Origin of the sequence: Stenotrophomonas veracruzanensis (genome assembly GCF_032911525.1) — a bacterium.
Taxonomy (GTDB): Bacteria; Pseudomonadota; Gammaproteobacteria; order Xanthomonadales; family Xanthomonadaceae; genus Stenotrophomonas; species Stenotrophomonas africana.
This window is the reverse complement of record NZ_JAWJTI010000001.1, coordinates 325,085-350,907: the sequence shown is the minus strand read 5'-3', so window position 1 is coordinate 350,907 and position 25,823 is coordinate 325,085. Positions and strand designations below refer to the sequence as shown.

The 25,823-nt window shown below is 67.0% G+C and carries 29 protein-coding genes; 16 read left to right on the top strand and 13 right to left on the bottom strand.

Annotation, left to right across the window (positions count from 1 at the left end; genetic code table 11):
• Positions 1 to 2 precede the first annotated feature (2 nt).
• Complete coding sequence (locus R1H25_RS01610; protein WP_241880970.1) at positions 3 to 620, top strand: SGNH/GDSL hydrolase family protein; 618 nt, start codon at positions 3 to 5, stop codon at positions 618 to 620.
• Positions 621 to 624: 4 nt separating this feature from the next.
• Positions 625 to 1,344, top strand: a complete 720-nt coding sequence (locus R1H25_RS01605; protein WP_317222428.1) for a class I SAM-dependent methyltransferase — start codon at positions 625 to 627, stop codon at positions 1,342 to 1,344.
• Positions 1,345 to 1,388: 44 nt separating this feature from the next.
• Here the strand turns inward: R1H25_RS01605 and R1H25_RS01600 are convergent, their stop codons facing one another.
• On the bottom strand, positions 1,389 to 2,168 hold the full coding sequence (locus tag R1H25_RS01600; RefSeq protein ID WP_317222427.1) for a polysaccharide deacetylase family protein: 780 nt from the start codon (positions 2,166 to 2,168) through the stop codon (positions 1,389 to 1,391).
• A 59-nt stretch (positions 2,169 to 2,227) separates the two neighbouring features.
• Between R1H25_RS01600 and grxD the strand changes: the two genes are divergently transcribed.
• Positions 2,228 to 3,154 carry a Grx4 family monothiol glutaredoxin gene (grxD, locus tag R1H25_RS01595; RefSeq protein ID WP_032956577.1) on the top strand — a complete coding sequence of 309 codons (927 nt, stop codon included), beginning with the start codon at positions 2,228 to 2,230 and terminating at the stop codon, positions 3,152 to 3,154.
• Positions 3,155 to 3,231: 77 nt separating this feature from the next.
• On the opposite strand, the gene R1H25_RS01590 is transcribed toward grxD, so the two are convergent.
• A complete protein-coding gene (locus tag R1H25_RS01590) occupies positions 3,232 to 3,771 on the bottom strand; it encodes a DUF924 family protein (protein WP_049448828.1) in 540 nt (179 codons plus the stop codon).
• A 43-nt stretch (positions 3,772 to 3,814) separates the two neighbouring features.
• Positions 3,815 to 4,591, bottom strand: coding sequence for an AMP nucleosidase (locus tag R1H25_RS01585; protein WP_049415280.1), 777 nt, complete (start codon positions 4,589 to 4,591; stop codon positions 3,815 to 3,817).
• Positions 4,592 to 4,743: 152 nt separating this feature from the next.
• Here R1H25_RS01585 and R1H25_RS01580 point away from each other — a divergent pair, with 152 nt between their 5' ends.
• The 6 genes from R1H25_RS01580 (at position 4,744) to R1H25_RS01555 (ending at position 10,113) form a co-directional block, all read left to right on the top strand.
• Positions 4,744 to 6,153, top strand: a complete 1,410-nt coding sequence (locus R1H25_RS01580; protein WP_317222425.1) for an amidohydrolase — start codon at positions 4,744 to 4,746, stop codon at positions 6,151 to 6,153.
• Positions 6,153 to 7,436: an amidohydrolase family protein gene (locus R1H25_RS01575; RefSeq protein ID WP_317222424.1), complete on the top strand. Its 1,284-nt coding sequence runs from the start codon at positions 6,153 to 6,155 to the stop codon at positions 7,434 to 7,436. The genes R1H25_RS01580 and R1H25_RS01575 overlap by 1 nt, the downstream gene beginning before the upstream one ends.
• A gap of 20 nt (positions 7,437 to 7,456) precedes the next feature.
• Positions 7,457 to 8,089, top strand: coding sequence for a 2-hydroxychromene-2-carboxylate isomerase (locus R1H25_RS01570; RefSeq protein WP_317222423.1), 633 nt, complete (start codon positions 7,457 to 7,459; stop codon positions 8,087 to 8,089).
• Between the two features lie 95 nt (positions 8,090 to 8,184).
• Positions 8,185 to 9,126, top strand: a complete 942-nt coding sequence (locus R1H25_RS01565) for a DegV family protein (protein WP_057500547.1) — start codon at positions 8,185 to 8,187, stop codon at positions 9,124 to 9,126.
• A 77-nt stretch (positions 9,127 to 9,203) separates the two neighbouring features.
• A complete protein-coding gene (locus R1H25_RS01560) occupies positions 9,204 to 9,542 on the top strand; it encodes a hypothetical protein (RefSeq protein WP_005414449.1) in 339 nt (112 codons plus the stop codon).
• A gap of 172 nt (positions 9,543 to 9,714) precedes the next feature.
• Positions 9,715 to 10,113 (top strand): hypothetical protein, encoded by a 399-nt coding sequence (locus R1H25_RS01555; RefSeq protein WP_049448836.1) that lies wholly within the window; start codon positions 9,715 to 9,717, stop codon positions 10,111 to 10,113.
• A gap of 186 nt (positions 10,114 to 10,299) precedes the next feature.
• On the opposite strand, the gene R1H25_RS01550 is transcribed toward R1H25_RS01555, so the two are convergent.
• The 5 genes from R1H25_RS01550 to frmR all read right to left on the bottom strand — a co-directional run bounded on the left by R1H25_RS01550 (position 10,300) and on the right by frmR (position 14,636).
• A complete protein-coding gene (locus tag R1H25_RS01550; protein ID WP_317222422.1) occupies positions 10,300 to 11,745 on the bottom strand; it encodes a GGDEF domain-containing protein in 1,446 nt (481 codons plus the stop codon).
• A 188-nt stretch (positions 11,746 to 11,933) separates the two neighbouring features.
• Positions 11,934 to 12,764 (bottom strand): S-formylglutathione hydrolase, encoded by an 831-nt coding sequence (gene fghA, locus R1H25_RS01545; RefSeq protein ID WP_317222421.1) that lies wholly within the window; start codon positions 12,762 to 12,764, stop codon positions 11,934 to 11,936.
• A 63-nt stretch (positions 12,765 to 12,827) separates the two neighbouring features.
• The gene (locus tag R1H25_RS01540) at positions 12,828 to 13,184 is read right to left on the bottom strand and encodes a YqcC family protein (protein ID WP_088480497.1); all 357 of its coding nucleotides are present in this window, start codon (positions 13,182 to 13,184) and stop codon (positions 12,828 to 12,830) included.
• 8 nt (positions 13,185 to 13,192) lie between these two features.
• Positions 13,193 to 14,302 carry an S-(hydroxymethyl)glutathione dehydrogenase/class III alcohol dehydrogenase gene (locus R1H25_RS01535; RefSeq protein ID WP_049448843.1) on the bottom strand — a complete coding sequence of 370 codons (1,110 nt, stop codon included), beginning with the start codon at positions 14,300 to 14,302 and terminating at the stop codon, positions 13,193 to 13,195.
• A gap of 58 nt (positions 14,303 to 14,360) precedes the next feature.
• Positions 14,361 to 14,636: a formaldehyde-responsive transcriptional repressor FrmR gene (gene frmR / locus R1H25_RS01530; RefSeq protein WP_005411009.1), complete on the bottom strand. Its 276-nt coding sequence runs from the start codon at positions 14,634 to 14,636 to the stop codon at positions 14,361 to 14,363.
• A 187-nt stretch (positions 14,637 to 14,823) separates the two neighbouring features.
• Here frmR and R1H25_RS01525 point away from each other — a divergent pair, with 187 nt between their 5' ends.
• Positions 14,824 to 15,186 (top strand): Imm70 family immunity protein, encoded by a 363-nt coding sequence (locus R1H25_RS01525; protein WP_317222420.1) that lies wholly within the window; start codon positions 14,824 to 14,826, stop codon positions 15,184 to 15,186.
• Between the two features lie 68 nt (positions 15,187 to 15,254).
• Here R1H25_RS01525 and R1H25_RS01520 read toward each other — a convergent pair whose 3' ends face one another.
• Positions 15,255 to 16,160, bottom strand: coding sequence for a LysR family transcriptional regulator (locus R1H25_RS01520; RefSeq protein WP_317222419.1), 906 nt, complete (start codon positions 16,158 to 16,160; stop codon positions 15,255 to 15,257).
• Positions 16,161 to 16,289: 129 nt separating this feature from the next.
• On the opposite strand from R1H25_RS01520, the gene R1H25_RS01515 reads away from it, so the two are divergent.
• Positions 16,290 to 17,393: an alkene reductase gene (locus tag R1H25_RS01515; protein ID WP_317222418.1), complete on the top strand. Its 1,104-nt coding sequence runs from the start codon at positions 16,290 to 16,292 to the stop codon at positions 17,391 to 17,393.
• A gap of 115 nt (positions 17,394 to 17,508) precedes the next feature.
• On the opposite strand, the gene R1H25_RS01510 is transcribed toward R1H25_RS01515, so the two are convergent.
• Positions 17,509 to 18,186 (bottom strand): SMI1/KNR4 family protein, encoded by a 678-nt coding sequence (locus R1H25_RS01510; protein ID WP_317222417.1) that lies wholly within the window; start codon positions 18,184 to 18,186, stop codon positions 17,509 to 17,511.
• 114 nt (positions 18,187 to 18,300) lie between these two features.
• On the opposite strand from R1H25_RS01510, the gene R1H25_RS01505 reads away from it, so the two are divergent.
• Positions 18,301 to 18,717, top strand: coding sequence for a VOC family protein (locus R1H25_RS01505; RefSeq protein ID WP_014648391.1), 417 nt, complete (start codon positions 18,301 to 18,303; stop codon positions 18,715 to 18,717).
• A gap of 12 nt (positions 18,718 to 18,729) precedes the next feature.
• On the opposite strand, the gene R1H25_RS01500 is transcribed toward R1H25_RS01505, so the two are convergent.
• Positions 18,730 to 19,425: a DAPG hydrolase family protein gene (locus R1H25_RS01500; protein WP_049440661.1), complete on the bottom strand. Its 696-nt coding sequence runs from the start codon at positions 19,423 to 19,425 to the stop codon at positions 18,730 to 18,732.
• 75 nt (positions 19,426 to 19,500) lie between these two features.
• Here R1H25_RS01500 and R1H25_RS01495 point away from each other — a divergent pair, with 75 nt between their 5' ends.
• The gene (locus tag R1H25_RS01495) at positions 19,501 to 20,163 is read left to right on the top strand and encodes a TetR/AcrR family transcriptional regulator (protein ID WP_317222416.1); all 663 of its coding nucleotides are present in this window, start codon (positions 19,501 to 19,503) and stop codon (positions 20,161 to 20,163) included.
• 109 nt (positions 20,164 to 20,272) lie between these two features.
• Here the strand turns inward: R1H25_RS01495 and R1H25_RS01490 are convergent, their stop codons facing one another.
• Positions 20,273 to 21,157, bottom strand: coding sequence for a LysR family transcriptional regulator (locus R1H25_RS01490; protein ID WP_057500530.1), 885 nt, complete (start codon positions 21,155 to 21,157; stop codon positions 20,273 to 20,275).
• 107 nt (positions 21,158 to 21,264) lie between these two features.
• On the opposite strand from R1H25_RS01490, the gene R1H25_RS01485 reads away from it, so the two are divergent.
• Complete coding sequence (locus tag R1H25_RS01485; RefSeq protein WP_049448859.1) at positions 21,265 to 22,323, top strand: NAD(P)-dependent alcohol dehydrogenase; 1,059 nt, start codon at positions 21,265 to 21,267, stop codon at positions 22,321 to 22,323.
• Positions 22,324 to 22,445: 122 nt separating this feature from the next.
• Here R1H25_RS01485 and R1H25_RS01480 read toward each other — a convergent pair whose 3' ends face one another.
• Positions 22,446 to 23,810, bottom strand: a complete 1,365-nt coding sequence (locus R1H25_RS01480; RefSeq protein ID WP_107380417.1) for a glutamate--cysteine ligase — start codon at positions 23,808 to 23,810, stop codon at positions 22,446 to 22,448.
• Between the two features lie 152 nt (positions 23,811 to 23,962).
• Between R1H25_RS01480 and R1H25_RS01475 the strand changes: the two genes are divergently transcribed.
• Both R1H25_RS01475 and R1H25_RS01470 read left to right on the top strand, forming a co-directional pair.
• Entirely contained in the window at positions 23,963 to 24,667 is a 705-nt protein-coding gene (locus R1H25_RS01475; protein ID WP_049448864.1) for a VIT family protein, read from the top strand.
• Positions 24,664 to 25,488, top strand: a complete 825-nt coding sequence (locus tag R1H25_RS01470; RefSeq protein ID WP_049448867.1) for a helix-turn-helix transcriptional regulator — start codon at positions 24,664 to 24,666, stop codon at positions 25,486 to 25,488. Before R1H25_RS01475 ends, R1H25_RS01470 begins: the two co-directional genes overlap by 4 nt.
• The last annotated feature ends 335 nt before the right edge of the window (positions 25,489 to 25,823 follow it).

The window sequence follows — 25,823 nt, the reverse complement described above, 5'->3', positions numbered from 1 at the left end:
CCGTGGCGCTGTCCTATCTGGCGCTGGGTGATTCGTACACCATCGGTGAAGCGGTTGCGGTCGAAGGCCGCTGGCCGCACCAGCTGGCCGCCGCGCTGCGTACGCAGGGCATCGACCTGTCCGACCCGCAGACCATTGCGACCACCGGCTGGACCACCGACGAGCTTGACGCCGGTATCGACGTAGCTGCACCGCAGGGCCCGTTCGACTTCGTCAGTCTGCTGATCGGCGTCAACAACCAGTACCGCGGGCGCCCGCTGGACGAATACCGCAGCCAGTTCCAGGCGCTTCTGCAGCGGGCGATCGGCTTCGCGGGCGGTGATGCTGGCCGCGTGCTGGTGCTGTCCTTCCCCGATTGGGGTGCGACCCCGTTCGGCGCCGGCAGCGGCCGCGACCTGGCCGCGATCGAGATCGAGACCGACGAGTTCAATGCCGCCGCCGAGGTGATCAGTACCCGGCACGGTGTGGCCTTCGTCGACATCACCGACATCAGCCGCGCACAGGGCGAAGACCCGACGATGATCGCCGAGGATGGCCTGCACCCTTCGGCGCGGATGTACGCGCTGTGGAGCAAGCGGGCGTTGCCGGTGGCCGCGCACCTGCTCGGCGCAGCGGACTGAGACGATGGGCGGCTTGCCACGGACTGGCACGCCGCTGCCCTGCACTGCACTGACGAACGCACAGGCGCGTTCCATTGCCGAGGCATTCCGCCCGGTACGGGTCTGGGGCAACCGCAGCGATTACTTCTATACCCGCAGCAAGCTCGGCAGCGATCCCCTGTACGGCGGCGCGCTGCAGCAGCTTCCCGATGACGGGCAGCCGGTATTGGACCTGGGCTGCGGGCTGGGGTTGTTTGCCCACGTGCTGCGCCAGCGCGGCGACACCCGGCGCTACCTCGGTGTGGACCTGGATGCCGCCAAGATCGCACGCGCCCGGCGTGCTGCCACCCAGCTTGACGATGTGCACTTCGATTGTCTGGACCTGCAGGCGCCGCTGCCGGCCCGGGCCGGGCACGTATTGCTGCTGGATGTGCTGCAGTACCTGGAAGCGGGTGCGCAGCAGGCGCTGCTGCGCGCCGCCAGTGCGCGTGTTGCCCGCGGTGGGCGCCTGCTGCTGCGTACGCCCCTCGCCACCGGCGATGGCCGCGACCGCACCACGCGGGTGGCCGACCGGCTGGCCTGGCTGGTCGGCTGGATGGACACGCGACCCTGCCACTACCCCGAGCCGAACGTGCTGCAGGCGACGCTGACCGAAGCCGGATTGCAGGTGACGGCACCGCGCCCTCTGCATGGACGCACGCCGTTCAACAGCTGGTTGCTGGTGGCCGAACGCCCCGCGATGTAGAGCCGAGCCCATGCTCGGCTGCTCCAAGCGACCAGAACCCGGGGCTACAGGGTCGGCAGCTGCGCCTTCAATCCACGCTCGTCCAGCGCCTGCAGCACGCGCTCGATGATCTCCAGGTTGTGGCCGTGTGCGGCCCCCTCATGCAGCAGCACGATGGCGCCCGGACGCAGGTCCGGCAGCAGGCGGTCGAGCACGCCCTGCGTGGTGCAGCCGACCCCGTCGTAGCCGCGCGCGCTCCAGCCCACCCGGACCAGGCCCAACCGCTGCAGCACCGGTGCCACGAACGGGTTGGTCATGCCCACCACCGAGCGGTACCAGCGCACCGGTTGGCCCCCCAAGGCCTGCAGCGCGTGCTGGCAACCTTCGATCTCGGCGCGCATCGCGGCTGGGCCCAGCCGCCAGAAACGCGCCTGCGGGTGGCTGTGGCTGTGGTTGCCCAGGTCGTGGCCGCGGTGCAGGATCTCGGCCACCAGTTCCGGCTGCGCCAGCGCACGTTCCCCCACCAGGAAGAAGGTGGCACGGGCCTGGTGGCGGTCCAACAGGTCGAGCACGGCGCGGGTTTCCGGGCTGGGGCCGTCATCGATGGTCAACCAGACGCTGTTGCCGGCATCCGGCACCCGGCTCAGCACCGGTGCATAGAAACGGCTGTTGGGCAGGAATACCGGCACCACGAACAGCGCATGGCTGGCCACCAGCAGCGGCAGGCCCCACTGCCAGCCGGCCAGCGCCCAGGCCAGGATCACGGCCAGCTGCGACGCCACCAGCCAGGGCAGCCAGCGCCAGGGGCGTGCCGGGATGCGATGCAATGTTCCTGCGCTGCTCATCCCCCATGATGCCATGGGGGTTAGAATTGATGATTCGAATTCCCGGAACCCCGACGTCCATGTCCCTCGATCCCGCCCTGCGTTCGCGCATCGAATCCATCCTCAACGCCAACCGCGTCGTGCTGTTCATGAAGGGCCAGCCGTCGATGCCGCAGTGTGGTTTCTCGGCCAAGGCCGTGGGCGCCCTGCAGGACCTCGGCGTCGAGTTCGCCCACGTCAACGTGCTGGCCGATCAGGAAATCCGTGAAGGCATCAAGGCCTACGGCGACTGGCCGACCATCCCGCAGCTGTACATCGACGGCGAACTGGTCGGCGGCAGCGACATCGTGCTGCAGATGGCGGCCAGCGGCGAGCTGAGCAGCGTGCTGGGCCTGGCCGCACCGGACCGCACCCCGCCGAGCATCACCGTGACCCCGGCCGCCGTGGAAATGCTCAAGGGCGCGCTGGCCGACGCCCCGGGCGCCGCCCTGCAGCTGAGCATCGACGCCGGCTTCCAGCCGAACTTCCAGCTGGCCCCGCACGATGAAGGCGCCATCGCCGCCGAGTCCAACGGCCTGCGCGTGCAGTTCGACCTGGCCAGCGCCCGTCGCGCCAACGGCATCACCATCGACTGGGTGGACGACATCCGCGGCAAGGGCCTGGCCATCGACAACCCGAATGCGCCCAAGCCGGTGCAGGAAATCAGCGTGCGTGATGCCGACGACCTGGTGCGTGCCGGCAACATCACCCTGGTGGACGTGCGCCCGGCCGACGAGCGTGAGATCGCCGCAGTGGGCGTGCCGTTCAAGACCTTCGACGGCAACGGCCGTGCCGCGCTGGAAGCCCTGCCGAAGGACACCGCGCTGGCCTTCATGTGCCATCACGGTGGCCGCAGCGCGCAGGCCGCCGAGCAGTTCCGCGCCCTGGGCTTCACCAAGGTGTTCAACGTCACCGGCGGCATCAATGCCTGGTCGGAAGACGTGGACAACGGCGTGCCGAAGTACTGATCGGCACTGAAAAAGGGGACGGAGGGGATTAAGTCGTTTATGGCACAAACGACTTAATCCCCTCCGTCCCCTTTTTCTTAGCCGGCAAATCCGCCTTCGGCCAGGTAATCGAGTTCTTCCGGCGAGGGAATGCGGCCGAGCACGGCATTGCGATGCGGGAAACGGCCGAAGCGACGGATGATGTCGCGGTGCAGTTCGGCGTACTGCAGGTATTCCTTGTCACCCAGCACATCGAACATCGCCACCGAACGGTCCTGGTCCAGCGGATCCTCGGAGTGCTCAAACGGCAGGTAGATGAAGGCACGCAGCTTCGGTACCAGCTGCAGGTCCAGCCCTTCCTCGATCGCGCGCATGGCGTAATGCCGCGCCAGGCCATCGGTGGCATAGGAGTGGGCGGTACCGCGGAAGCAGTTGCGCGGGAACTGGTCCAGCAGCAGCATCAACGCCAGCGCGCCTTCGGCACTGCCCAGCCAATGCTCGCGCGCGCGCGACGCCGCAGCGTAATGTTCATCCAGGAACAATCCGCGGAACTGCGCGTCGAAGGCATCGTCGCGGGTGAACCACTTCGCAGGGCCCGCTTCCTTCCAGAAATCCACCACTTGCGCGGCAACGTCCATCACCTACTCCCCAGGGCCGGCGCGCCGCGCCAGGCCATCATCATCATTCGTCGAAGCGCAGGTGGCGGACCGACTTGCCGTTGCGCCGGATAAGCTTAAGCGCCTCGATACCGATCTGGATATGGTTTTCCACGAACTGGGAGCTGACCTTGGCGTCGGAGGCCTCGGTCTTGACCCCGTCGGGGATCATCGGCTGGTCCGAGACCAGCAGCAGCGCGCCGCTGGGAATGTGGTTGGCGAAGCCGGCGGCGAACACGGTGGCCGTTTCCATGTCGATGGCCATGCAGCGCATCGCCCGCAGCCGTTCCTTGAAGGCCTCGTCGTGTTCCCAGACCCGGCGGTTGGTGGTGTAGACGGTGCCGGTCCAGTAGTCGTGGCCGAGATCGCGGATCATGGTCGAGACCGCACGCTGCAGTGCGAACGCCGGCAGCGCCGGCACTTCCGGCGGCAGGTAGTCACCCGAGGTGCCCTCGCCCCGGATCGCAGCGATCGGCAGCACCAGGTCGCCCAGCTGGTTCTTGCGCTTGAGGCCACCGCACTTGCCCAGGAACAGCACTGCCTTGGGCATCACTGCCGACAGCAGGTCCATGATGATCGCGGCATTGGGGCTGCCCATGCCGAAGTTGATCATGGTGATGCCATCGATGGTGGCGCTGGCCATCGGCCGGTCCAGGCCGATGATGGGCGCCCCGGTCAGCTCGGAAAAGGTATGCAGGTAGCCGCCGAAGTTGGTCAGCAGGATGTGCTGGCCGAACTGGTCCAGGGGCACGCCTGTGTAGCGCGGCAGCCAGTTGTCGACGATTTCCTGCTTGCTCTTCATGGCCAGTCCGGTACGGCGGGGGACCGGCTATTTTCAGGCACCCGGCCGGTGCCGTCGAGCCACCGTCGGCAGGCCTGTGAAGAAGGTCACTTGGCAAGCCCGCCGCCTCCGGGCTAGCGTCGAAGATTGGACCGGACTGCAAGGGGAACTGCATGGCATCGACGTTGTTGCGCGCCGGGGTAGCCCTGGCACTGCTCTCATTGAGCACGGCTCCGGCGGTGGGCGCCTCGCGCTTCGTCGCCGATCCCTACCCCAGCACCTACCAGGCGCATCCCGATGCGCCGGTACTGATCCAGAACGCCACTGTGCTGACCGGCACCGGCCAGCGCCTGGACAATGCCGACGTGCTGCTGCGCGAGGGCCGTATCGTTGCCGTCGGGCCCCAGCTGCAGGCCGACGACGGCGTCACCCGCATCGATGCACAGGGCAAGTGGGTCACCCCCGGGCTGATCGACGTGCACTCGCACCTGGGCGTGTACCCCAGCCCCGGCGTCGGCGCGCACAGCGACGGCAACGAGATGACCGCGCCGGTCACCGCCAACGTCTGGGCCGAACACTCGGTGTGGCCGCAGGACCCCGGCTTCGCCACCGCACTGGCCGGCGGTGTGACCAGCATGCAGGTGCTGCCCGGCTCGGCCAACCTGGTGGGTGGCCGCGGCGTGACCCTGAAGAACGTCCCGGCCGTCACCTACCAGGCGATGAAGTTCCCCGGGGCACCCTGGGGCCTGAAAATGGCCTGCGGCGAGAACCCCAAGCGGGTCTATGGCGAAGGCAAGGGCGTGACCCCGGCCACGCGCATGGGCAACGTGGCCGGCTATCGTGCCGCCTTCATCGATGCCGCCGACTACATCGCCAAGAACAAGCCGAAGCCGGCCAAGCGCAAGGGCTGGTTCGGCAGCGACAAGGGCGACAGCGCCGGTGATGCCGGCGGCAAGCGCGATCTCAAGCTGGACACGCTGGCCGGCGCGATCGAAGGCGACATCCGCGTGCACATCCACTGCTACCGCGCCGACGAGATGGCCACCATGCTCGATCTGGCCAAGGAATTCGGCTTCAAGGTAGCCGCCTTCCACCACGGCGTGGAGGCCTACAAGCTGGCCGACCGGCTGGCCGCCGACGGCGTCTGCGGTGCGCTGTGGGCTGACTGGTGGGGCTTCAAGATGGAAGCCTTCGATGGCATTCCGGAGAACATCGCGCTGGTCGACCGGCCGAAGAACAGCTGCGCCATCGTCCATTCCGATTCACCCGAAGGCATCCAGCGCCTGAACCAGGAAGCGGCCAAGGTGATGGCGTCCGCGCGACGCGCGCGCATGCCGGAGATCACGCCCGAGCACGCCATCACCTGGATGACCGCCAACGCCGCCAAGGCGCTGGGCATCGAAGGGCAGACCGGCACCCTGGAAGCCGGCAAGATGGCCGATGTGGTGGTCTGGAACGGCAACCCGTTCAGTTCGTATGCACTGGCCGAGCAGGTCTTCATTGATGGCCGCAGGTTGTACGACCGCAGCGCACTGGCGGCGACGCCGCGTTCCGATTTCCAGCTTGGCCAGGAGGTGCGCTGATGGCGGCGCTCAAGCAGTTGGTGCAGTCTGCCGCGAAGGGCAGCCGGGCATGGCTCGGTTCTACGGTCATGGCGTTGTCTTGCATCTGCGCATCCGCGCAGGCGCAGGACCTGCTGGTGCGCAACGCCACGGTGCATACCGCCAGCGCGCGCGGCAGCCTGCAGAACGCCGATGTACTCGTGCAGGGCGGCATCATCCGCGCGGTGGGCAGCGGGCTGTCGGCACCGGCTGGCGCAACCGTGGTGGAGGCCAATGGCCGCCCGCTGACACCGGCGCTGTTCGGTGGCATCACCGAGACCGGGATCGAGGAGGTCCTGGTTGAAACCAGTACCGTCGACAGCTCGCTGAAAATCAGCGATCAGCCATTGCGACCCGAGTTCGACGTGACCCTGGCCTACAACCCGGCCTCGGTACTGATTCCGGTGACGCGCCTGGAAGGCATCGGCTTCACCGCCCTCGGCGCGACCCCGGGCGGTGGCTTCGTCGCCGGCCAGGGCGGTGTGATGCGACTCGATGGCAGCATCGACCCGATCGGCCCGCGCGCCCTGTTCCTGCGCATCGGCGCGGCAGCCTCCGAACTGACCGGGCATTCACGCGCCGCGCAATGGATGCTGTTGCAGCAGATGATCGACGAAGCACGCGGACAGGTGGCTGCGGACTCGCCGCACGCACTGCTGACGCCGGCCGGGCGTCGCGCACTCAGCCGCTACCTGGCCGGCCAGGGCCGCATCGTGGTGGAGGTGGATCGCGCCGCCGACATCCGCCAACTGCTGCGCTGGGCCACCCGCGAAAAGGTGAAGATCGCCATCGCTGGTGCCAGCGAAGCGTGGCAGGTGGCGCCGAAGTTGGCCGCTGCGCACGTGCCGGTGTTCGTCGACGTGCTGGCCAACCTGCCGGCCAGCTTCGACCAGCTCGGTGCCACCCTGGAAAACGCCGCGCGCCTGCAGCGTGCCGGCGTGGCGGTTTCCTTCGTGCAGCGCGGCGACGCCACCCACAACGCGCGCAAGATGCGCCAGCTGGCCGGCAACGCGGTGGCCAACGGTTTGCCGTGGGCCGACGGCCTGGCCGGGCTGACCCGGGTCCCGGCGCAGGCCTTCGGCGTGGCCGACCAGATCGGCAGCATCGAGCCGGGCAAGCGTGCCGACCTGGTGCTGTGGGAAGGCGACCCGCTGGATGTGGCGCACTACGCCGAACAGGTCTGGCTGGGCGGCCGTGCGATGCCGATGCGCTCGCGCCAGACCGAACTGCGCGACCGCTACCTGCAGCGCAACGCGCAGCCCTGACCGCACACGAGGACACACCGATGGCGACATTGCGCTGGTACTTCGACTTCGTCTCGCCCTATTCCTACCTGCACTGGCAGAAGCTGAAGCAGTTGCCACAGTTCGGGCAGATCCAGACCGTGCCGATCGTCTTCGGTGCGGTACTGCATCACCTGGGCAACCTGGGCCCGGCCGAGATTCCGGCCAAGCGTCGTTTCATGTACCGCCAGCTGCTATGGAACGCACAGGCCGAGGGCACGCCGCTGCACTTCCCGCCGGGCCACCCATTCAACCCGCTGTCCGCCCTGCGCCTGTGCCTGGCCGCCGGCGCCGGCACGCAAGCGGTGGACGTGCTGTTCGACTGGATCTGGCGCGAAGGCCACGCGGGCGACAGCCCTGAGGCCCTGCGCGAACCGGCCGCGCGGCTGGGTATCGAGGATGTCGCCAGTGCCACCGCCGACCCGGCGGTGAAGGAGCAGCTGCGGCGCAACACCGAGGCCGCAATTGGCACCGGGGTGTTCGGTGTGCCGACCCTGGCGATCGACGGGGAACTGTTCTGGGGCAACGATGCGCATCCGCTGATGGCCGCGGTACTGGCCGATCCGGGCCTGCTGCAGCAACCTGAATGGCAGCGCCTGGCCAGCCTGCCGGTGGCAGTCCAACGCAGTCGCTGAACGGGGCGTGGCGCGTTTCCCTCGCGCGCCACGGCAGATTTTGAGATAGATTTCACGTTTCCGAACCTACAACCGCCCTGGAGGGGGAGCCGCGGATGCGCATCGGAATCGTCGTCGACTCGGCCTGCGACCTACCGCAGGCCTTCATTGCCGAGCACAACATCGTGCTGCTGCCGATCACCGTACGGATCGGCGAAGCCGTGCTGGCCGATCATCGCGATGAGCAGGCCACCCTGAGTTTCCTGCACGCGCATGTGGCCGAACATGGCGCCGAGGCGGAGACCATCCCCTTCAGCGTCAACCAGATCCGCGACCTGTTCCTGCAGCAGCTGGTGATCGATTACGACCACGTGTTCTGCATGACCATCACCAAGACCCGCAGCCCGATCCACGACAACGCGCTGCAGGCCAGCTTCGCCATCCTCAACGACTACAAACCGGTGCGTCAGGCAGCGGGCTACAACTCGCCGTTCGCGCTGCGCGTGCTCGACACCCAGAACCTGTTCGCTGCCCAGGCGGTAACGGCGGTGGAAGCGGTGCGCCTGCGTGACAGCAACGCCAGCGTGCAGCAGATCCGCGAACGATTGGAGGAACTGGCGGGCAACGTGCATGGCTACATGGTTACCCGCGACCTGTACTACATGCGCGCACGTGCGAGGCACAAGGGTGACCGCAGTGTCGGCCTGCTCAGTGCAGCGCTGGGAAGCGCACTGGACATCAAGCCGGTGCTGCATGGCTACCGCGGCGAGACCGGGCCGGTGGCCAAGATCAAGGGCTTCGACAACGCCGTGCAGAAGCTGTTCGCGGTGGTCGGCCAACGTGTGCGTGCCGGGCTGATGACACCGACGGTGTGCGTCAGCTACGGCGGCGAACTGGACGAGCTGCGCACCCTGCCCGGCTATGCACAGATGAAGGAGGTCTGCGCCGGCCACGGCGTGACCGTGTACGAATCGGTGATGAGCCTGACCGGCATGGTCAACGTCGGCAAGGGCGCGGTCACCGTGGGCTTCGCCGATGGGCCACATCGGTTCGAATGAGCGCCGGCCACGGCCGGATTCTGCACATCGATTCCACCGCGGTTGTGCCAGTCTTGCCGCACTTCAAGGAGAACTCCATGCCTGCGCAGTACCACATCAGCCTGCCCGACCCGTCCAAGGCACGCGGCAACGATCCTGACCTGTCCTTCCATTCGCAGGGCGCCGCCGGTTTCGCCGAAGAGCTGCAGGACGCCCTGCGCAGCGGTACGCTGTTCGAGCGCTGGAAGGCCAAGCAGCCCGACCCGGATGCGGTGGAACCGCAGTGGGGCGTGACCGACCCGGATGCCACCGTGACCGGCGAGCAGAAGGACCTGCGCATCAACCTCGTCGCCACCACCCGCATCGACAGTGACGTGTTCAAGCAGCGCCTGCGCCTGCTGGCCGGCAGCCACTGGGAACTGCGCGACGTGCGTTGAGGCTTGGATCTGGTAGTTGCCAACCTTGGTTGGCGCTTCTCGTTCGGCGCTACCGCGATCCATGCAACATCCGGTGGCGCCGGGCCATGCCCGGGGGCCGTCGCACAAGCTCGACGGTACCTGGCACACGCTGCTATCGTGCCGCCGCCAACAGCGGATGCACGGATTGCACATGGACCCCAAGCTGAAAGCCCTCATCGGGCAGACCAACCTGTCCGACCTGCTGCCTCAGGCACCGCAGGAAGTGGATCTTCAGCAACCGGTGGCCCCACCTGAACCGGCCAAGCCGCAGCCTGCTCGCTCGACCAGCGATGCGCTGCAGGTGCATTTCGGCGGCACCGACATGGTTGGCAAGCTGGCCAACGCTCCCACAAGCAGGCGAGTGAAGATCTTCGCGATGATCCTGCTGGGTGGCCCGACGATCGTGTTCGGCCTGCTCCTGCTCTCGATGGTCTGGACAGACCCGGCGAAGCCGGTTTTCGCACGTGTCTGCGGCACGCTGATATCGGCGATGTTGATCGGTATCTGGCCCTATCTACTATTCCGCAAACGGGAAAGATCCCAGGCCTGAGCAGCAGGCATCCCCCCCCGGATCGGGCGGCGTTTCAACCACCTCCAGCCACTACCCAGCGCGACCTCACGGTCCAGCGTGATGCGCTGGGTGATCGGAACTTCCAGCAGGTCGATTCTGCGCGACCACGGCGTGATGCAGTCCGGCGGCAATGCGCCCTCAGCGCGCGTTACGGACAGATCCGGATCAGCAATCCATCCTGCCGTGCGCGCTGCCTTCGTCGTCGAGCACGTGCGCATGCAGGATCACCTGGTTGCGACCGGCCCGCTTGGCGGCATACAGGCCTGCATCGGCATCCGCCAGCAACTGATCGGCGCTGGCCAGAGCCGGCGGGTGCAGGTAGCCCACGCCGATGCTGATACTGACCGACCCCTGCGGCAACGGCAGCGCTTCCACTGCCTCACGCAGCCGCTCGGCCAGCGCCAGCACGCCCGACAACGGGCTTCCGGGCACGATGACGGCGAATTCCTCACCGCCATAACGCGCAACGCTGTCACCACCGCGACCGGCTATGGCTTTCAGCACCCCGGCCACCGCCTGCAGGCAACGATCACCGGCCGGATGGCCGTACTGGTCGTTGAAGGCCTTGAAGTGGTCGATATCCACCAGCAGCAGACCCAGTTCAGTGCCGCTGCGTCGCGCACGATTCCACTCGGCCATCAGCCGCGCATCGAATTCACGGCGGTTGGCCACACCCGTCAGACCGTCCTGCCGCGCCAATTGATCCAGCGCCGCTTGGCGCTCCAGCAGATCCGCCTGGAGCAGGACGCTGCGCAGGCCGAAACCCAAGGTAGCTACGACGAAGCCCGCCACCGCCAACGGCCGCGCATGATCAACCACCAGCGTGCCGACCACCAGCAGCAGCAAGGGCAGGATGATCGGACCGGCGGCCTGCACCGTCCGCGCCAGCCGCGGGTGCGGCGTTGTGCCTGCGTCCGGCGCCGTGTCCAGCGCCAGGCAGGCGATCAGCAGGAAAGGCATGTCGATCACCAGATCGTTGAACGCACCGAATGCATCGTCGGATGTGTAATGGTTGATGTAGTAGGCCACCAGCAGATAGGCCAGCGCGTACAGCGCCAGTGCGCGGAAGAACCTGCGCCGTTCTGGCACGTCGCCGGCCAGCCAGCGCACCACGGCGAACCCGGCAATACACAGGTTCTGGATATCGAACATGCGTTGCATGTTGGACAATGCGTGGTCGTCGATGTCCACGCGGGCGGCGAACGACTGCGCATGCACGAAGAACAGCACGCCAAGCAGCGCCGCCATCGCCGCATCGATCAGGCTGATGCTGACCCGCTCCCGGCGCGCCCGGGCCAGGATGAACACCAGCGGCACACCGTACAGCACGTACAGGAACAGGCTTGCCCGTGGAGTGAAATCGGCGCGGCCGGCGCCCAGCGCGTCGATCATGTTGAACGCCATGCCGCCGGCCCACAGCAGCAGCGCCAACGCCGTGGCCCGCCAGCCCAGCGCCGCCCGGTCGCGGCGGGCCCGCCACAGGCAGGCGACCGCAGCCAGCAGCGGCGCGCCGGTCAGGAAAACGAAGGAGCCTACCCCGGCGGGGCCAGACCACAGGGCCAGCACCAGGCCATGGCACAGCACATACAGCAGCGCCAGCACTACCGGCATGCATACCCCCGATCCGCAAGGCCGTCTGCGCGCACGATAGCGCGCCGGCACGCCACAGCGGCGTGATCCACTGCGGCAAAACGACACTCCGAATGCACCGCGATGGTAGTGCCGGCCGCTGGCCGGCAAACCCGGGGAATCACAGGACCGCAGGTTGCCGGCCCGCGGCCGGCGCTACCGGAACGCCCTCAGCCCTGCAGGGCGCGGGCGTGGTGAGCGATGTGCTCGCCAATGAAGCTGGCGATGAAGTAGTAGCTGTGGTCGTAACCGGGCTGCAGGCGCAGGGTCAGTGGATGGCCGGCGGCATCACAGGCCTGCTGCAGGCGCTGCGGCTGCAGCTGGGTCTGCAGGAATTCGTCCGCCTCGCCCTGGTCGACCAGCAACGGCAGCCGCTCGCTGGCCGCCGCAATCAGTTCGCAGGCGTCCCATTGCGCCCAGTCGGCCAGGTTGTCACCCAGATAGGCAGTGAATGCCTTCTGGCCCCACGGCACGTGGCTGGGTGCAACGATCGGCGAGAACGACGACACGCTGCGGTAGCGCCCCGGGTTGCGCAGCGCGATCACCAGCGCACCATGGCCGCCCATCGAATGGCCGCTGATGCCACGCGCATCGGTGGCCGGGAAACTCGCCTCGATCAGCGCCGGCAGTTCCTGCGCCACATAGTCGTGCATGCGGTAGTGCTTCGCCCACGGTGCACGGGTGGCATTGAGGTAGAACCCGGCACCCTTGCCGATGTCGTAGCCTTCGGCATCGGACACGTCATCACCGCGCGGGCTGGTATCAGGCGCAACGATGATCACACCGTGTTCGGCGGCGTAGCGCTGTGCGCCGGCCTTGGTGATGAAGTTCTGCTCGGTGCAGGTCAGGCCGCTCAGCCAGTACAGCACCGGCAGCTTCTGTGTTTCCGCCTGCGGTGGCAGGTACACGGCGAACTGCATGTCGCAGCCCAGCGTGGTGGAATGATGGCGGTAAACGTCCTGCCAGCCGCCAAAACATGCGCGGTGTTCAATGCGTTCCATGGTGCTCTCCTGCGCGGCGCGTCAGCGCACGCGTGCTTCTGGTAGATGCCGACCTTGGTCGGCTTATCCACGCCCGGCGTGGATGCCTTGGTTGATCCGTTCATCCAGCTGCGCCAACAGGCGCAGCAAGGGTTCGACACCGGGCTGGCCGTCCAGGTTGCGGTACGCCGCCACCGCCACGTCACTGCGCGGTGGCCATTGGCCATCAGCGCGGGCTTCGTGCAGACGCGGCAGGAACACCTGCGCCAGCCAGTGTTCGAACGGCATTTCATCGATGCCGAAGGGTGAGTCCACCGCGCGCGGCGGACCCACGTCGCCCTCGACCCAGCCCAGTGCACGCAGGGCCTGCTCGATCGGATCGACCAAAGCCGCGCGAGGATCGTCCGCACGCGGCCCGCGCAGGGCATCGAACCAGCTCACGCCGCGCCTCAGTAATGGACCACCGAACGGATCGACTTGCCTTCGTGCATCAGGTCGAAGGCGTCGTTGATCTTGTCCAGGTCCATGGTGTGGGTGACGAACGGGGCCAGTTCGATATCGCCCTTCATCGCGTCCTCGACCATGCCCGGCAACTGGCTGCGGCCCTTCACGCCACCGAAGGCCGTGCCCATCCACTTGCGGCCGGTCACCAGCTGGAACGGACGGGTGGAGATCTCCTGGCCCGAACCGGCCACGCCGATCACCACGCTCTGGCCCCAACCACGGTGCGCGCATTCCAGCGCCGCGCGCATCACGTTGACGTTGCCGATGCACTCGAAGCTGTGGTCCACGCCCCAGGTGGTCATTTCAACGATGACCTGCTGGATCGGCTTGTCGAAGTCTTTCGGGTTGATGCAGTCGGTGGCGCCGAATTCGCGCGCCAGCTCGAACTTGGACGGGTTGGTATCCACCGCGATGATGCGGCCGGCCTTGGCCTGGCGCGCACCCTGGATCACCGCCAGGCCGATGCCACCGAGGCCGAACACCGCCACGCTGTCACCTTCCTGCACCTTGGCGGTGTTGTGCACCGCGCCGATGCCGGTGGTGACGCCGCAGCCGAGCAGGCAGACGTGTTCCGGGTTGGCGTCCGGGTTGATCTTGGCCAGCGAGACCTCGGCAACGACGGTGTACTCGCTGAAGGTCGAGCAGCCCATGTAGTGGTACAGCGGCTCACCGTTGTAGCTGAAGCGGCTGGTGCCATCCGGCATCACGCCCTTGCCCTGGGTAGCGCGCACCGAAACGCACAGGTTGGTCTTGCCGCTCTTGCAGAACAGGCACTCACCGCACTCGGCGGTGTACAGCGGAATCACGTGGTCGCCGGGCTTGACGCTGGTCACGCCCTCGCCGACCTCCACCACGACGCCGGCGCCTTCATGGCCCAGCACCACCGGGAACAGGCCTTCCGGATCATCGCCGGACAGGGTGAACGCATCGGTGTGGCAGACACCGGTGTGGGTGATCTTGACCAGCACTTCGCCCTTCTTCGGCGGGGCGACGTCGATCTCGACGATCTTCAGCGGCTGGCCGGGACCAAAGGCGACGGCGGCACGGGACTTCATGGTGATTTCTCCAAAGACAGGCAATGACAGGATGGGCGGCGCCATGTTGCGCCATCGTTTATTTCAGGTACGAGCGGATCAACGCGCTCATGTCGCGCACGCGTTCGGCGCGTTGTTCATCGGAGGCCGCAGGCTGGCCGAACTCCTCGCGCAGATGGGCCTCCATCACCTCGGACATCAGGCCGTTGACCGCGCCACGGATGGCGGCGATCTGCTGCAGCACCGGCCCGCAGTCGGCACCGGCTTCCAGCGCGCGGTCCAGCGCATCGCACTGGCCGCGGATGCGGCGCACGCGGGCCAGGACCTTCTTCTTCTCTTCGGGGGAGTGCGGCATGGCGAGGCCACCTCGGAACTATACTGGGGGATAGTATATATAGAAGCCGTTGGTTTGACGCAAATGGCGTCCTGAATCTCCGCGACGGCAGCTTTTACGCAAGCCAAATCAAATACTTGCGGCAACACGGCAGCCATCAAAGCTGTGTAAGGCAAGCTCTGGTGTCTGCAACACCTGGGATCAAACAATGGGCATTGGCGTCCAACTCGGTCGCATCACCGATGAGATCGGCAGCAGCGAATTTCTGTATGCGTTCTTCTCAACGATCACCGGCAACCTGGAACCGGATGGATGGGGAAGCCGCTTCCCGGTCATCATGAAGCAGCTCTACGCTGGCTGGCTGCAGAAATCAGATGCGGCCATCGCACTTTCAGAGATGCACGTCATCCGCTGTGAACTGGCCGAACTGCCGCCAGCCTGTGCCATCTGGTCGCACGAGGATCGAACCCAGCATCCACCGTGGGGAGACGATATCGCTCCCGACATCGACAGCCTTGGCGACCTGCTTCGTCACCTCACATGGACGCGATCTGATTGCGCTCCTGGCTGAGGTGTTTGAAGCACTTCAGGAAGGCGAAGACACGTCCGCCCGGATCGTCAGCTACTGATGCCCTACGCTCAATCAAACACACCCTCACCCGCCAACCGGGTCAGTTCATCCACCACGTAGCGCACCTTGGGCCGCAGGTGGCGCGTCGGCGGCCACAGCGCATGGATATCGATATGCCGTTGCATGTGCGTGTCCAGCACCGACTGCAGCGCGCCGGATTCCAGGTGGCGGCGTACCAGTGAAACCGGCATCTGGCAGATACCAAGCCCGGCGATGGCCGCTTCAATTACCGCGTCGCCGTCATTGAGTTGATACGGCGCATTCGGGATGAATGTCCCTTCGTCCTCCTCGCTGCCGATCCGCCACCACACCGGTTGCCCATGGCGGAAGCCGACGATGCTGCGGTGCTGCGCGAGTTCCTCCACCGTGCGCGGCACGCCATGTGCCTGCAGGTACTCCGGCGATGCGCAGGTAACCAGGCGCTGGTGCCCCAGCCGCCGCGCCACCAGATGCTCGGCCTGGTGCAGCCCGCCGAAGCGGATCAGCAGGTCGATGCCTTCCTCGACGGGATCGACGAAGTGATCGGTGAAGGTCATGGTCAACTGCAGGTCCGGGTACTGTCGGCAAAGCCGCAACAGCACCGGTAGTATCACCAGCCGCCCGAACGAGGACGGCATGTCGATGCGCAGCCGTCCGCTGGGCAGGCCGGCCGATCCCAGGCAGGCCTCGGCGGCAGAGATTTCTTCCAGCGCCGCCGCACACGACGCGTAGTACGCCTCGCCGTCGGTGGTCAGCGCAATACGCCGCGTGGTGCGGTGGAACAGGCGGACCCCCAGCCGTGTTTCCAGCCGGGCGATGGCCTTGCCCACCGCCGAGCGCGAGATGCCCAGCGCGTCGGCGGCTTCGGTGAAGCTGCCCGAGCGGGCCGTGGTGACGAACGTGACCAGGCCATTCAACGATTCCAGCGGCAGCATCCATCGCGCTCCATTGGGGACAAATAGTCCCGCACCCGGGGAGATCGAAGCGCTTTATGCGCCTGCATGTCAACTCCATCCTGTGTGCATCGCGCCGCTGGCGCCTTCCCCCGCACCGAGATGACCGACATGACCGCCGCGCTGTTCCGCCCCTTCGACCTTGCAGGCACCGCCCTGCGCAACCGCATCGCGATGGCGCCGATGACCCGTGCCCGCAACCCCGGAGCGGTCGCCAACGAACTCACCGCACAGTACTACCGGCAGCGCGCCAGCGCCGGCCTGATCATCAGCGAAGGCACGCCGGTTTCGCCGCAGGGACAGGGCTACATCGACGTGCCCGGCATCTGGTCTGCCGAGCAGGTGGCTGGGTGGAGGCTCGTCACCGAGGCGGTGCATGCCGCTCAGGGCACGATCTTTGCCCAGCTCTGGCACGTCGGCCGCATGTCGCATTCCTCGCTGCAGCCCGACGGTAGGCAACCGGTCAGCGCCGGTACCCGCCCGGTAGCCAGCGCACCGAAGAACACCTCGTTCGTCTACCTGGACGATGGCAGCCGCGGCCACGCCGATCCCACCCCGGCACGTGCACTGGAGACCGCAGAGATCCCCGGCATCGTCGACGACTTCGTGCGCGGCGCAGAGAACGCCATCGCCGCCGGCTTCGACGGCATCGAACTGCATGCCGCCAACGGCTACCTGTTCGAACAGTTCCTCAACCCGGTCATCAACCAGCGCGAAGATCACTACGGCGGCTCGCTGCCCAACCGCGCGCGCTTGATCCTGGACACCGTCGATGCGATGGCCCAGCGCATCGGTGCGCAGCGCATCGGCGTGCGCCTGGCACCGAACAATCTCACCTTCGACATGCCGTTCTACCCCGACAACGAGGCCACCTATCTGTACCTGGCCGAGGAACTGGGCAAGCGCGGCCTGGCCTATGTGCATCTCAACGACAACCAGCAGGCGGGCCAGTCGGTGCTGGGCGAGGCCTTCCTGCAGCAGTTCAAGCAGGCCTACGGTGGCACCGTGATCCTGGCCGGCGGCATGACCCGCGAACGCGCCCTGCAGCTGGTCGAGGCCGGCACCATCGACCTTGCCGCGTTCGGCCAGCCGTTCATCGCCAACCCGGATCTGGTCGAACGCCTGCAGCGCAACATCGCGTTGGCCACGCCCGACCGCAGCACCTATTACGGGGGCGGCGAGGCGGGCTATCTCGATTACCCGGCCGCAGGCTGATCCCGCACGGGGTCGGATCCCTTTCCAACGGAAAGGGCTCTGACCCCTGCTCGGCGAACAAGGAGTCAGAGCCACGCTGCGCCCGGATCCGACCCCGGCCTTCCGACCCCGGCCTTCAGGCGTCCTCGCGCACGTAGGCGAACGACTCGTCCAGCCGCTCGAAGCCGATCACTTCAGCGACGATGGCCTGTGCCTCGTCTTCGCTGAAGTTCCCTTCTTCAATATCGTCAACGCGGGCGAACAGCCGCTGCAATGCCGCGTACTGGTCGCCGCGCAGGAAGGAATGGTGAGTCTGCAGCCAGCGCTGCAGATTCCCGGCCAGCTCGCCGCGCGACAGCAGCGTGTACGGCCGCTGGTAGTCGGCAACCGCTTCGACCATCTTGCGGAACACGAAATCCTGGTAGCTGGCGGCCAGCACGTCGGCACGGTCGTCGTCATGCCACACCATCACCACCGGCGGTTCGCTGAAACCGGGCGCGTTGCTCCAGAAACAGTAACTGTCACCCGCGCCGGTCCGCGCAAAGGGCAGCAACTGCAGGTCAGTGCGCAGGGGATTGTAATGATCCTCCGCGGTCAGCTCCTGCCACGCCTCGAGCAGTTCATCGTCCTCCAACGGCTCATAGTCCTGGGCGTACAGCAGCACCGGCGGTTCTGCCTGCAGCGCCGGGAATACCACCTCGGACCATTCCGGATGGGGAGCACCCCAGCTCAACCGACCCGCTGCATGCAACTGCTTGAACAGGGGCGGGAAGGTCTGGCCCGTGGCCTGTTCGATGCCGGATAGCGCGCTCATGGATGTCCTTGTCGATGGAGACCGCCCAGCTTGCCCGAATTCGCGCAGGAGATGAACCGGCGGCACCACGCGGCAGGACTAGACTGCGACCACCGGATGCCGCCCATCGCTACCATGAACGCCACTGCCCACAGCTTCATCGTCAACATGGACGTGCCCGACCTGGCCGCCGCCGAAGACTTCTACATCCGGGCCTTCGGCCTGCGCATCGGCCGCCGTCTCGGCCCGGGCGCCGTGGAGCTGCTCGGTGGGCCAACGCCGCTCTACCTGCTGCACAACGACGCCGGCAGCGCCGCCACGGAAGACGGCGACGTGCGCGACTACGAGCGTCATTGGACGCCGCTGCACCTGGACTGGGTGGTGGATGACATTGAAGCCGCGCTGGCACGTGCAGTTGCGGCCGGGGCGACACTCGAGCAGTCCGTGCGCGAGCGTCGCTGGGGACGCATCGCCGTACTGGCCGATCCGTTCGGGCATGGCTTCTGCCTGATCCAGTTCAGTGGCGAAGGCTACGATGCGCTGGTTGAATGACCGGCGCGCCGTTCACCACGGCAACGGCACTGCTTCGCCGTTGGCGCGCTCGCCGTAGTACAGCGAAGGCAGCAGCCGCGACAGGAAACTGAACTCCGTATAGCAGTGCCTGAGCAGGCCCAGGCCGACCGCGTCGCCGGCATCGCGACGCGGATCGGCGCTATCCAGGCCGAGCACGAAGCGGCTGCGCAGCACGCAGCCAAACGGCGTATCGCGCGCCACATGCAGCATCTGCCCATCGCAGGGATCGCCCTGTACATCCAGACGCACGTGATCACCGAAGCCGATGCGCGCGGCGATCACCGCCGATACATGGCCTGCATCCTGTGCCGCCTGCAGGCGTTCGGGCACCAGCAAGGTGCGCGGGTCATGGAACTTCAGGCGCGCCGCCACCGGCGGAATGTCAGCGAGCGATTCCACCGCATGGATGCTGGCGCCGTGGTAGCTGCGCCCGCGCTGCCAGGCCGCGTCCCAGCCGCGATGCTCGACATGATCGACCGGATGCCACCAGCGGATGTGCTGGGTGGTCTCGAAGAAGGTGAACCACCAGTCCAGCATGCGGCCCTTGCAGCCGTGCAGATCGGTGCGCACCGCCACCAGCAGCGTGCCGTCTTCGCGGCGCTGGATGCCGGTTTCCAGATGCATCGGCGCCGGGTCCAGCAGATCGTGGTGGTCCAGCCAGGGGCGAGCGTTCACAGCGGTATCCATCGGGGTGTCCTACGGGTTGGGAGACCTGACAATACGGAAACGCACACCGTTTCGCAATTTGATGGGTGCGGTAAGATGGGCGCAATGAACAGCACCACCCTGCCCGAACCCACATCACCGACCCGCCGTCGCGGCCGCCCTGCCCGACCGGAAGCCGAAGTCCGCCACGCCGTGCTGCAGGCCACGCTGGAGCTGCTGCTGGCGCAGGGTTACGAGGCCACCACCGTCGAAGCGGTGGCGGCGCATGCCGGGGTGGCGAAGAAGACCGTCTATCGGCATGCCAGCAACCGCGAGGAACTGGTCGGGTTGGCGGTGCGTGAGTGGACGGACGGCTTCGCGCCACAACTGCAGCGCGATGCGCGCAATGCCGACGAGGTGCTGCCGTTGCTGCAGGACATCCTGCACGCGGTGTGCGCACAGGCGCTGTCGGCGCAGGCGGTGCAGGTGTTCCGCCTGCTGGCCACCGATTTCCCCGGCAAGGACGCGCTGCTGCAGGCCTACCTGGACAACGGCATTGAACGCGGCCGAGCGCTGCTGGCTGACTGGCTGGCGCGACAGCAACAACGCGGGCTGCTGCGCGAGGGAGATCCTGTTCGCATGGCGCGATTGCTGCTCGCGATGGCCGTAGCCGAGCCGCTGCGCGAACGCGTGATCGGCGTGGTGGCCGAGGATGCGCCAGTGGACGCGCACCTGCGTGAGTGCCTGGCGTTGTTGGGGCCGGTGTTGCAGGGGGCGTAGGGTTGCTCCATCCACGCATGGCGTGGATCTACCGGCCGATCCCGATTCGTTGGTCGGCAATTGCCTGCCCCGGTGGGTGCCGACCGTTGGTCGGCACGTCTGCAGCACCTCACTCGCGCAGCATGTCCACGAACGCGCGCAGCGCACCCGGCATCTGCCGCTGCTTCGGGTAGTACAGCGCGAAACCGGCGAACGGCTCGCTCCAGTCTTCCAGCACCGCCACCATCTGCCCCGATTCAATGTACGGTCGCGCGGTGTCTTCCAGCACGTAGGCCAGTCCGATGCCATCGAGTACCGCTCTGACCACGGTGCCCTGCTCGCACAGGGTCAGCCGCCCGGGTACATCGATCTCCAGCGCCTGCCCACCACGCTCGAACTGCCACTTGTACAGATGCCCGCTGGCGAAGCGGAAGCGGATGCATTCGTGCGCGGCGAGATCACGCGGATGCTGTGGCGCCGGGTGCCGACGCAGGTAGTCCGGCGAGCCGACAATCAGCCCGCGCAGCGGCGGCCCCATCGGCACCGCCACCATGTCCTCGGGCACGAACTCGTGCAGGCGCACGCCGGCGTCATAGCCCTCGGCAACGATGTCGACCAGGCCATCGTTCTCGGTCAGTTCCACCCGCACGTCGGGATGGGCGCGCAGGAAGCGCGCCAGCCGTGGCCCCAGCTGGGTCGGCACCGCGGCGCGGGTGGCGTTGATGCGCAACAGCCCGGCCGGTGCGGCGCGGAACTGGTTCATCTCCTCCAGCGCGTCATGCACCTGCCCCAGTGCCGGTTGCAGGCGCTCGAGCAGGCGCTGCCCGGCCTCGGTCAGGGCCACGCTGCGGGTGGTGCGATGGAACAGGCCTACGCCCAGGCGTTCTTCCAGCGCGCGGATCGCATAGCTCACCGCCGAGGTCGACAGCGCCAGCTCGGCGCCGGCGCGGCGGAAGCTGCGGTGGCGGGCGACCGCCGCGAACGCGGCCAGGTGGGAGAGGTTGTCAGTGGCCATGATTGTGCAGTTTCACTTGATGAATCATGCCGATATCCGGGCTTCTTGCCGCTGGTTACGGGGCGTATTGTAAAACGCCTTTCGACAAACCCTGCCAAGGATTCCCCATGTCCCTCGCCCGTGGTTACGCCGCCCATTCACATACCGACCCGCTGATCCCGTACGAGTTCGAACGCCGCGCGGTCGGCCCGGACGATGTGCGTATCGAGATCCTCTACAGCGGCATCTGCCACTCCGACCTGCACCAGGCCCGCGACGACTGGGGTGGCTCGATCTACCCGATGGTGCCGGGCCACGAGATCATCGGCCGCGTCACCGAGGTCGGCAGCAACGTCACCCGCTTCAAGGTGGGCGACCACGCCGGTGTCGGCTGCATGGTCGATTCCTGCCGCCACTGCGACGCCTGCCAGCACGACCTGGAGCAGTACTGCGCCGAAGGCGCGACCTGGACCTACAACGGCCGTGAACGCGAAAGCGGCGCGCCGACCTACGGCGGCTATTCCGACCACGTGGTGGTCGAACAGCGCTTCGTGGTGAAGGTGTCCGACACCCTCGACCTGAAGGCGGCCGCGCCGCTGCTGTGCGCCGGCATCACCACCTGGTCGCCGCTGCGCCACTGGAAGGTCGGCCCGGGCCAGAAGGTCGGCGTGATCGGCCTCGGTGGCCTTGGCCACATGGGCGTGAAGTTCGCCAAGGCGCTCGGCGCGCACGTGGTGATGATCACCACCACGCCGGAAAAGGGTGCCGACGCCAAGCGCCTGGGCGCCGACGAAGTGCTGGTCTCGCGCGATGCCGCGCAGATGAAGGCGCACGCCGGCAGCTTCGACTTCCTGCTCAACACCATCCCGGTCGGCCATGACACCAACCCGTACATGGGCCTGCTCAAGCGCGAGGCCACCATGTGCCTGGTCGGCGTGCTGACCGAGCTGGACCCGCCGCTGACCGGCGGCAGCGTGATCTTCGGCCGCAAGCACCTGACCGGCTCGGCGATCGGCGGCATGGCCGAAACCCAGGAAATGATGGACTTCTGTGCCGAGCACGGCATCGTCAGCGATGTCGAGATGATCGACATCAAGAACGTCAACGAAGCCTGGGAACGCATGGCGAAGAACGATGTGCGCTACCGCTTCGTAATCGACATGGCGACGATGAAGAACGCCGCCTGATCCAGGGCGGGTGTGGAAACGAAAAAAACCCCGGCAATGCCGGGGTTTTTTTCTGGTAGTGCCGGCCGTGGCCGGCGACCCTGCCAGGCTGCCGGCCAGCGGCCGGCACTACCGCAATCCACTCAGTACGCGAACTCGCGGAACACCGGATCCACATCGCCGTGCCAGCGGCCATGGAACAGCGCCAGCTTGCGTTCGGCCGGGGTCAGGCCGGACTCGACGATCTCCTGCAGCACATCCAGGAACTTGCTTTCATCCTGGCCATCGGCATTGCGCGCCGCACGGCGCTTGAGGCCTTCCACGGAAATCTTCACTGCTTCGCGGGCCAGGTCGCGCACGGTGCCATTGCGGAACGGCAGGTTCATCGCATGCTTCGGCACGCCGTCGCGCAGTGCATGGCGCTCGGCCAGGGTGAAGTCGCGGACCAGGTCCCAGGCGGCATCCAGTGCGGTGTCGTCGTACAGCAGGCCCACCCAGAACGCCGGCAGCGCACACAGGCGGCTCCACGGGCCACCATCGGCGCCGCGCATTTCCAGGTACTTCTTCAGGCGCACTTCCGGGAACGCGGTGGTCATGTGGTCCGACCAGTCGCGCAGGGTGGGCAGCGCGCCCGGCAGCACCGGCAGCCTGGCCTGCATGAAATCGCGGAAGCTCTGTCCGCTGGCGTCGTGGTAGATGCCATCGCGGTAGGAGAAATACATCGGCACGTCGAGCAGGTAATCGACATAGCGTTCGTAACCGAACCCATCCTCGAACACGAAGTCGAGCATGCCGGTGCGGTCGGCATCGGTGTCGGTCCAGATGTGCGAGCGGTAGCTCAGGTAGCCGTTCGGCTTGCCTTCGGTGAACGGCGAATCGGCGAACAACGCGGTGGCGATCGGCTGCAGCGCCAGCGACACGCGGAACTTCTTCACCATGTCCGCTTCGGTGGCGTAGTCCAGGTTCACCTGCACCGTGCAGGTGCGGGTCATCATGTCCAGGCCGAGCGAGCCGACCTTGGGCATGTACGCGCGCATGATCTTGTAGCGGCCCTTCGGCATCCACGGCATCTCATCGCGCTTCCACTTCGGCTGGAAGCCCATGCCGAGGAAACCCAGCTGCAGTTCGCCGGCCACCTGCGCCACTTCATTGAGGTGGGTGCCGGTCTCCACGCAGGTCTGGTGGATGGTTTCCAGCGCCGCGCCGGACAGTTCCAACTGGCCGGCCGGTTCCAGCGTCACCGAGGCGCCATCGCGCAGCAGGGCGATCGTGTTGCCGTTTTCCTGCACCGGCTCCCAGCCGAAGCGGACCAGACCGTTGAGCAGGGCTTCGATGCCGCGCTCACCTTCGAAGGTCGGCGGGCGGAGGTCATCCAGGCGGAACCCGAACTTCTCGTGCTCGGTGCCGATGCGCCACTGCGCGCGGGGCTTCTCGCCGGAGGCGAGCACCTCCACCAGCTGCGAGCGGTCGGTAATGGGTGTATCGGCGACGTGGCTGGGGCTCGACAAGGGGAGGGCTCGCTGGACGGTGGCGGGGGATGTGGGGCCCGGGGCCTTCCATCGCAAGGGCGCACTATAGCGTGGCGACCGGTTGCGTCATGCGACGGTGACGGGTTTCAGCATCCTACCGACGCCCTCTTGACCCTCGTACACTCAAGGCCATGAGCCGCCATTCACGACACCCCGAACTGCACCGCTCCGAGCGTGTCGGCTGGCTGCGTGCCGCCGTGCTGGGCGCCAACGATGGCATCGTCTCGGTGGCCGGCCTGGTGGTCGGCGTGGCCGCCAGCGGCGCCTCGGCTGCGACCATCCTGGCCACCGGCGTGGCCGGCACCGTGGCCGGCGCGATGTCGATGGCCGCCGGCGAGTATGTCTCGGTGCAGACCCAGGCCGACACCGAAGACGCCGACCTGGCGATGGAAAAGCGCGAACTTCACGAAGACCCGCACAGCGAGCTGGAAGAGCTGGCCGCGATCTACCGCCACCGCGGCCTGGAGCCTGCGCTGGCACGGCAGGTGGCCGAACAGCTTACCGCCCACGATGCGCTGGGCGCCCACGCACGCGACGAGCTGGGCATCACCGATACCCTGCGCGCGCGCCCGCTGCAGGCGGCACTGGCCTCGGCCGGAGCCTTTACCTGCGGCGCGGCACTGCCGGTGCTGACCGCCCTGCTCGCGCCGGTGGACAAGGTTGCGATGATGACCACGGCCAGCACCCTGCTCGGCCTGTGCCTGACCGGCGCGATGGCGGCTCGGGCCGGCGGCGCACCGCCGGTACGCGGCGCGATCCGGGTGATGTTCTGGGGCGCCCTGGCGATGGCCGCGGCCGCCGGCGTCGGTCGCCTGCTCGGCGCGCACGTGACATGACCGCCATGCTGCCCCCGGCCACCGCACTGCTGGCCGAGATGGCCAGCCTGGCTGGCTGCGCACGCGCCGAAGGTTATGCCTGCATCACCGCACGTCGCGAACATGGCGCCAGCTCGGTGGAGATTCCGCAACCGCAGTTCGCGATCCTGCTGGAAGGCCGCAAGCAGGTGCGTACCGCACACCAGTCGCTGGAGTTCGTTCCCGGCGACATCCTGCTGCTGACCCAGCGTTGCCGCATCGATGTGGTCAACAGCCCCGATCCACGCACTGGCCGCTATCTCAGTGCCATCGTGCCACTGTGTGCCGAGGTGCTGGCAGCCGCACGCACGCTGTGGAGCGAGGAACTTCCCGCGCCGGGCCAGTCGATGGCGCGGTTGCCGTTGATCGAACACGCTACGGTGCTGCGCCAGTGGCGGCAATCGCTGCAGGACGGCCGCTACAGTGAAGCACGATTGGCCCTGGCCTCACTGGTGCTGACGCTGTGCCGGCAGGGCCATGGCAACCTGCTGCTGCCGCAGGCACCGAGCCTAGGCGAACAGATCCGCGACCGCATCGCCGCCGAACCGGCACGCGACTGGCAATCGCGCGACGTGGAAGAGCAGTTCGCGCTGAGCGGCGCCACCCTGCGCCGTCGACTCGCCGCCGAGGACACCAGCCTGCGTCAGCTGCTCACCGAGGCACGGTTGGCGCATGGCATGCAGCTGCTCTATACCACCGACCTGCCGTTGAAGACCGTCGCCGCACGCGCGGGCTACCGGTCTGCGGCGAGTTTCAGCAAGCGCTTCGCCGAGCAGTACGGACTGGCTCCCACAGACATTTGAGGGGGTTCGGCAGGGCTTGCAGCCCTGCACCTGCCGAAGCGAGTGCAAGAGGCGGAGCAACAGCAACAGCAACAGCGTGCATTCCGTGGGATGGCGGGGCACTGTGGGTTTGCGGGGACGCCGTAAACCCACAGGCCGGCCCAGCCGCTGGCGGCTGTGCGTTCGGGCGCTTGCGAAGCAGTGCTTCGCAAGCAAAGCGCCCTCACCCATGGGGGCTTGGTCGCCGCATCCATGCGGCTCACACCCCGCAAACCCACAGTGCCCCGCCTTCGACAGATTCCGGCGGCTGTTGGTAGGTGTCGACCTTGGTCGACACATCTGTCAGATATCAAATG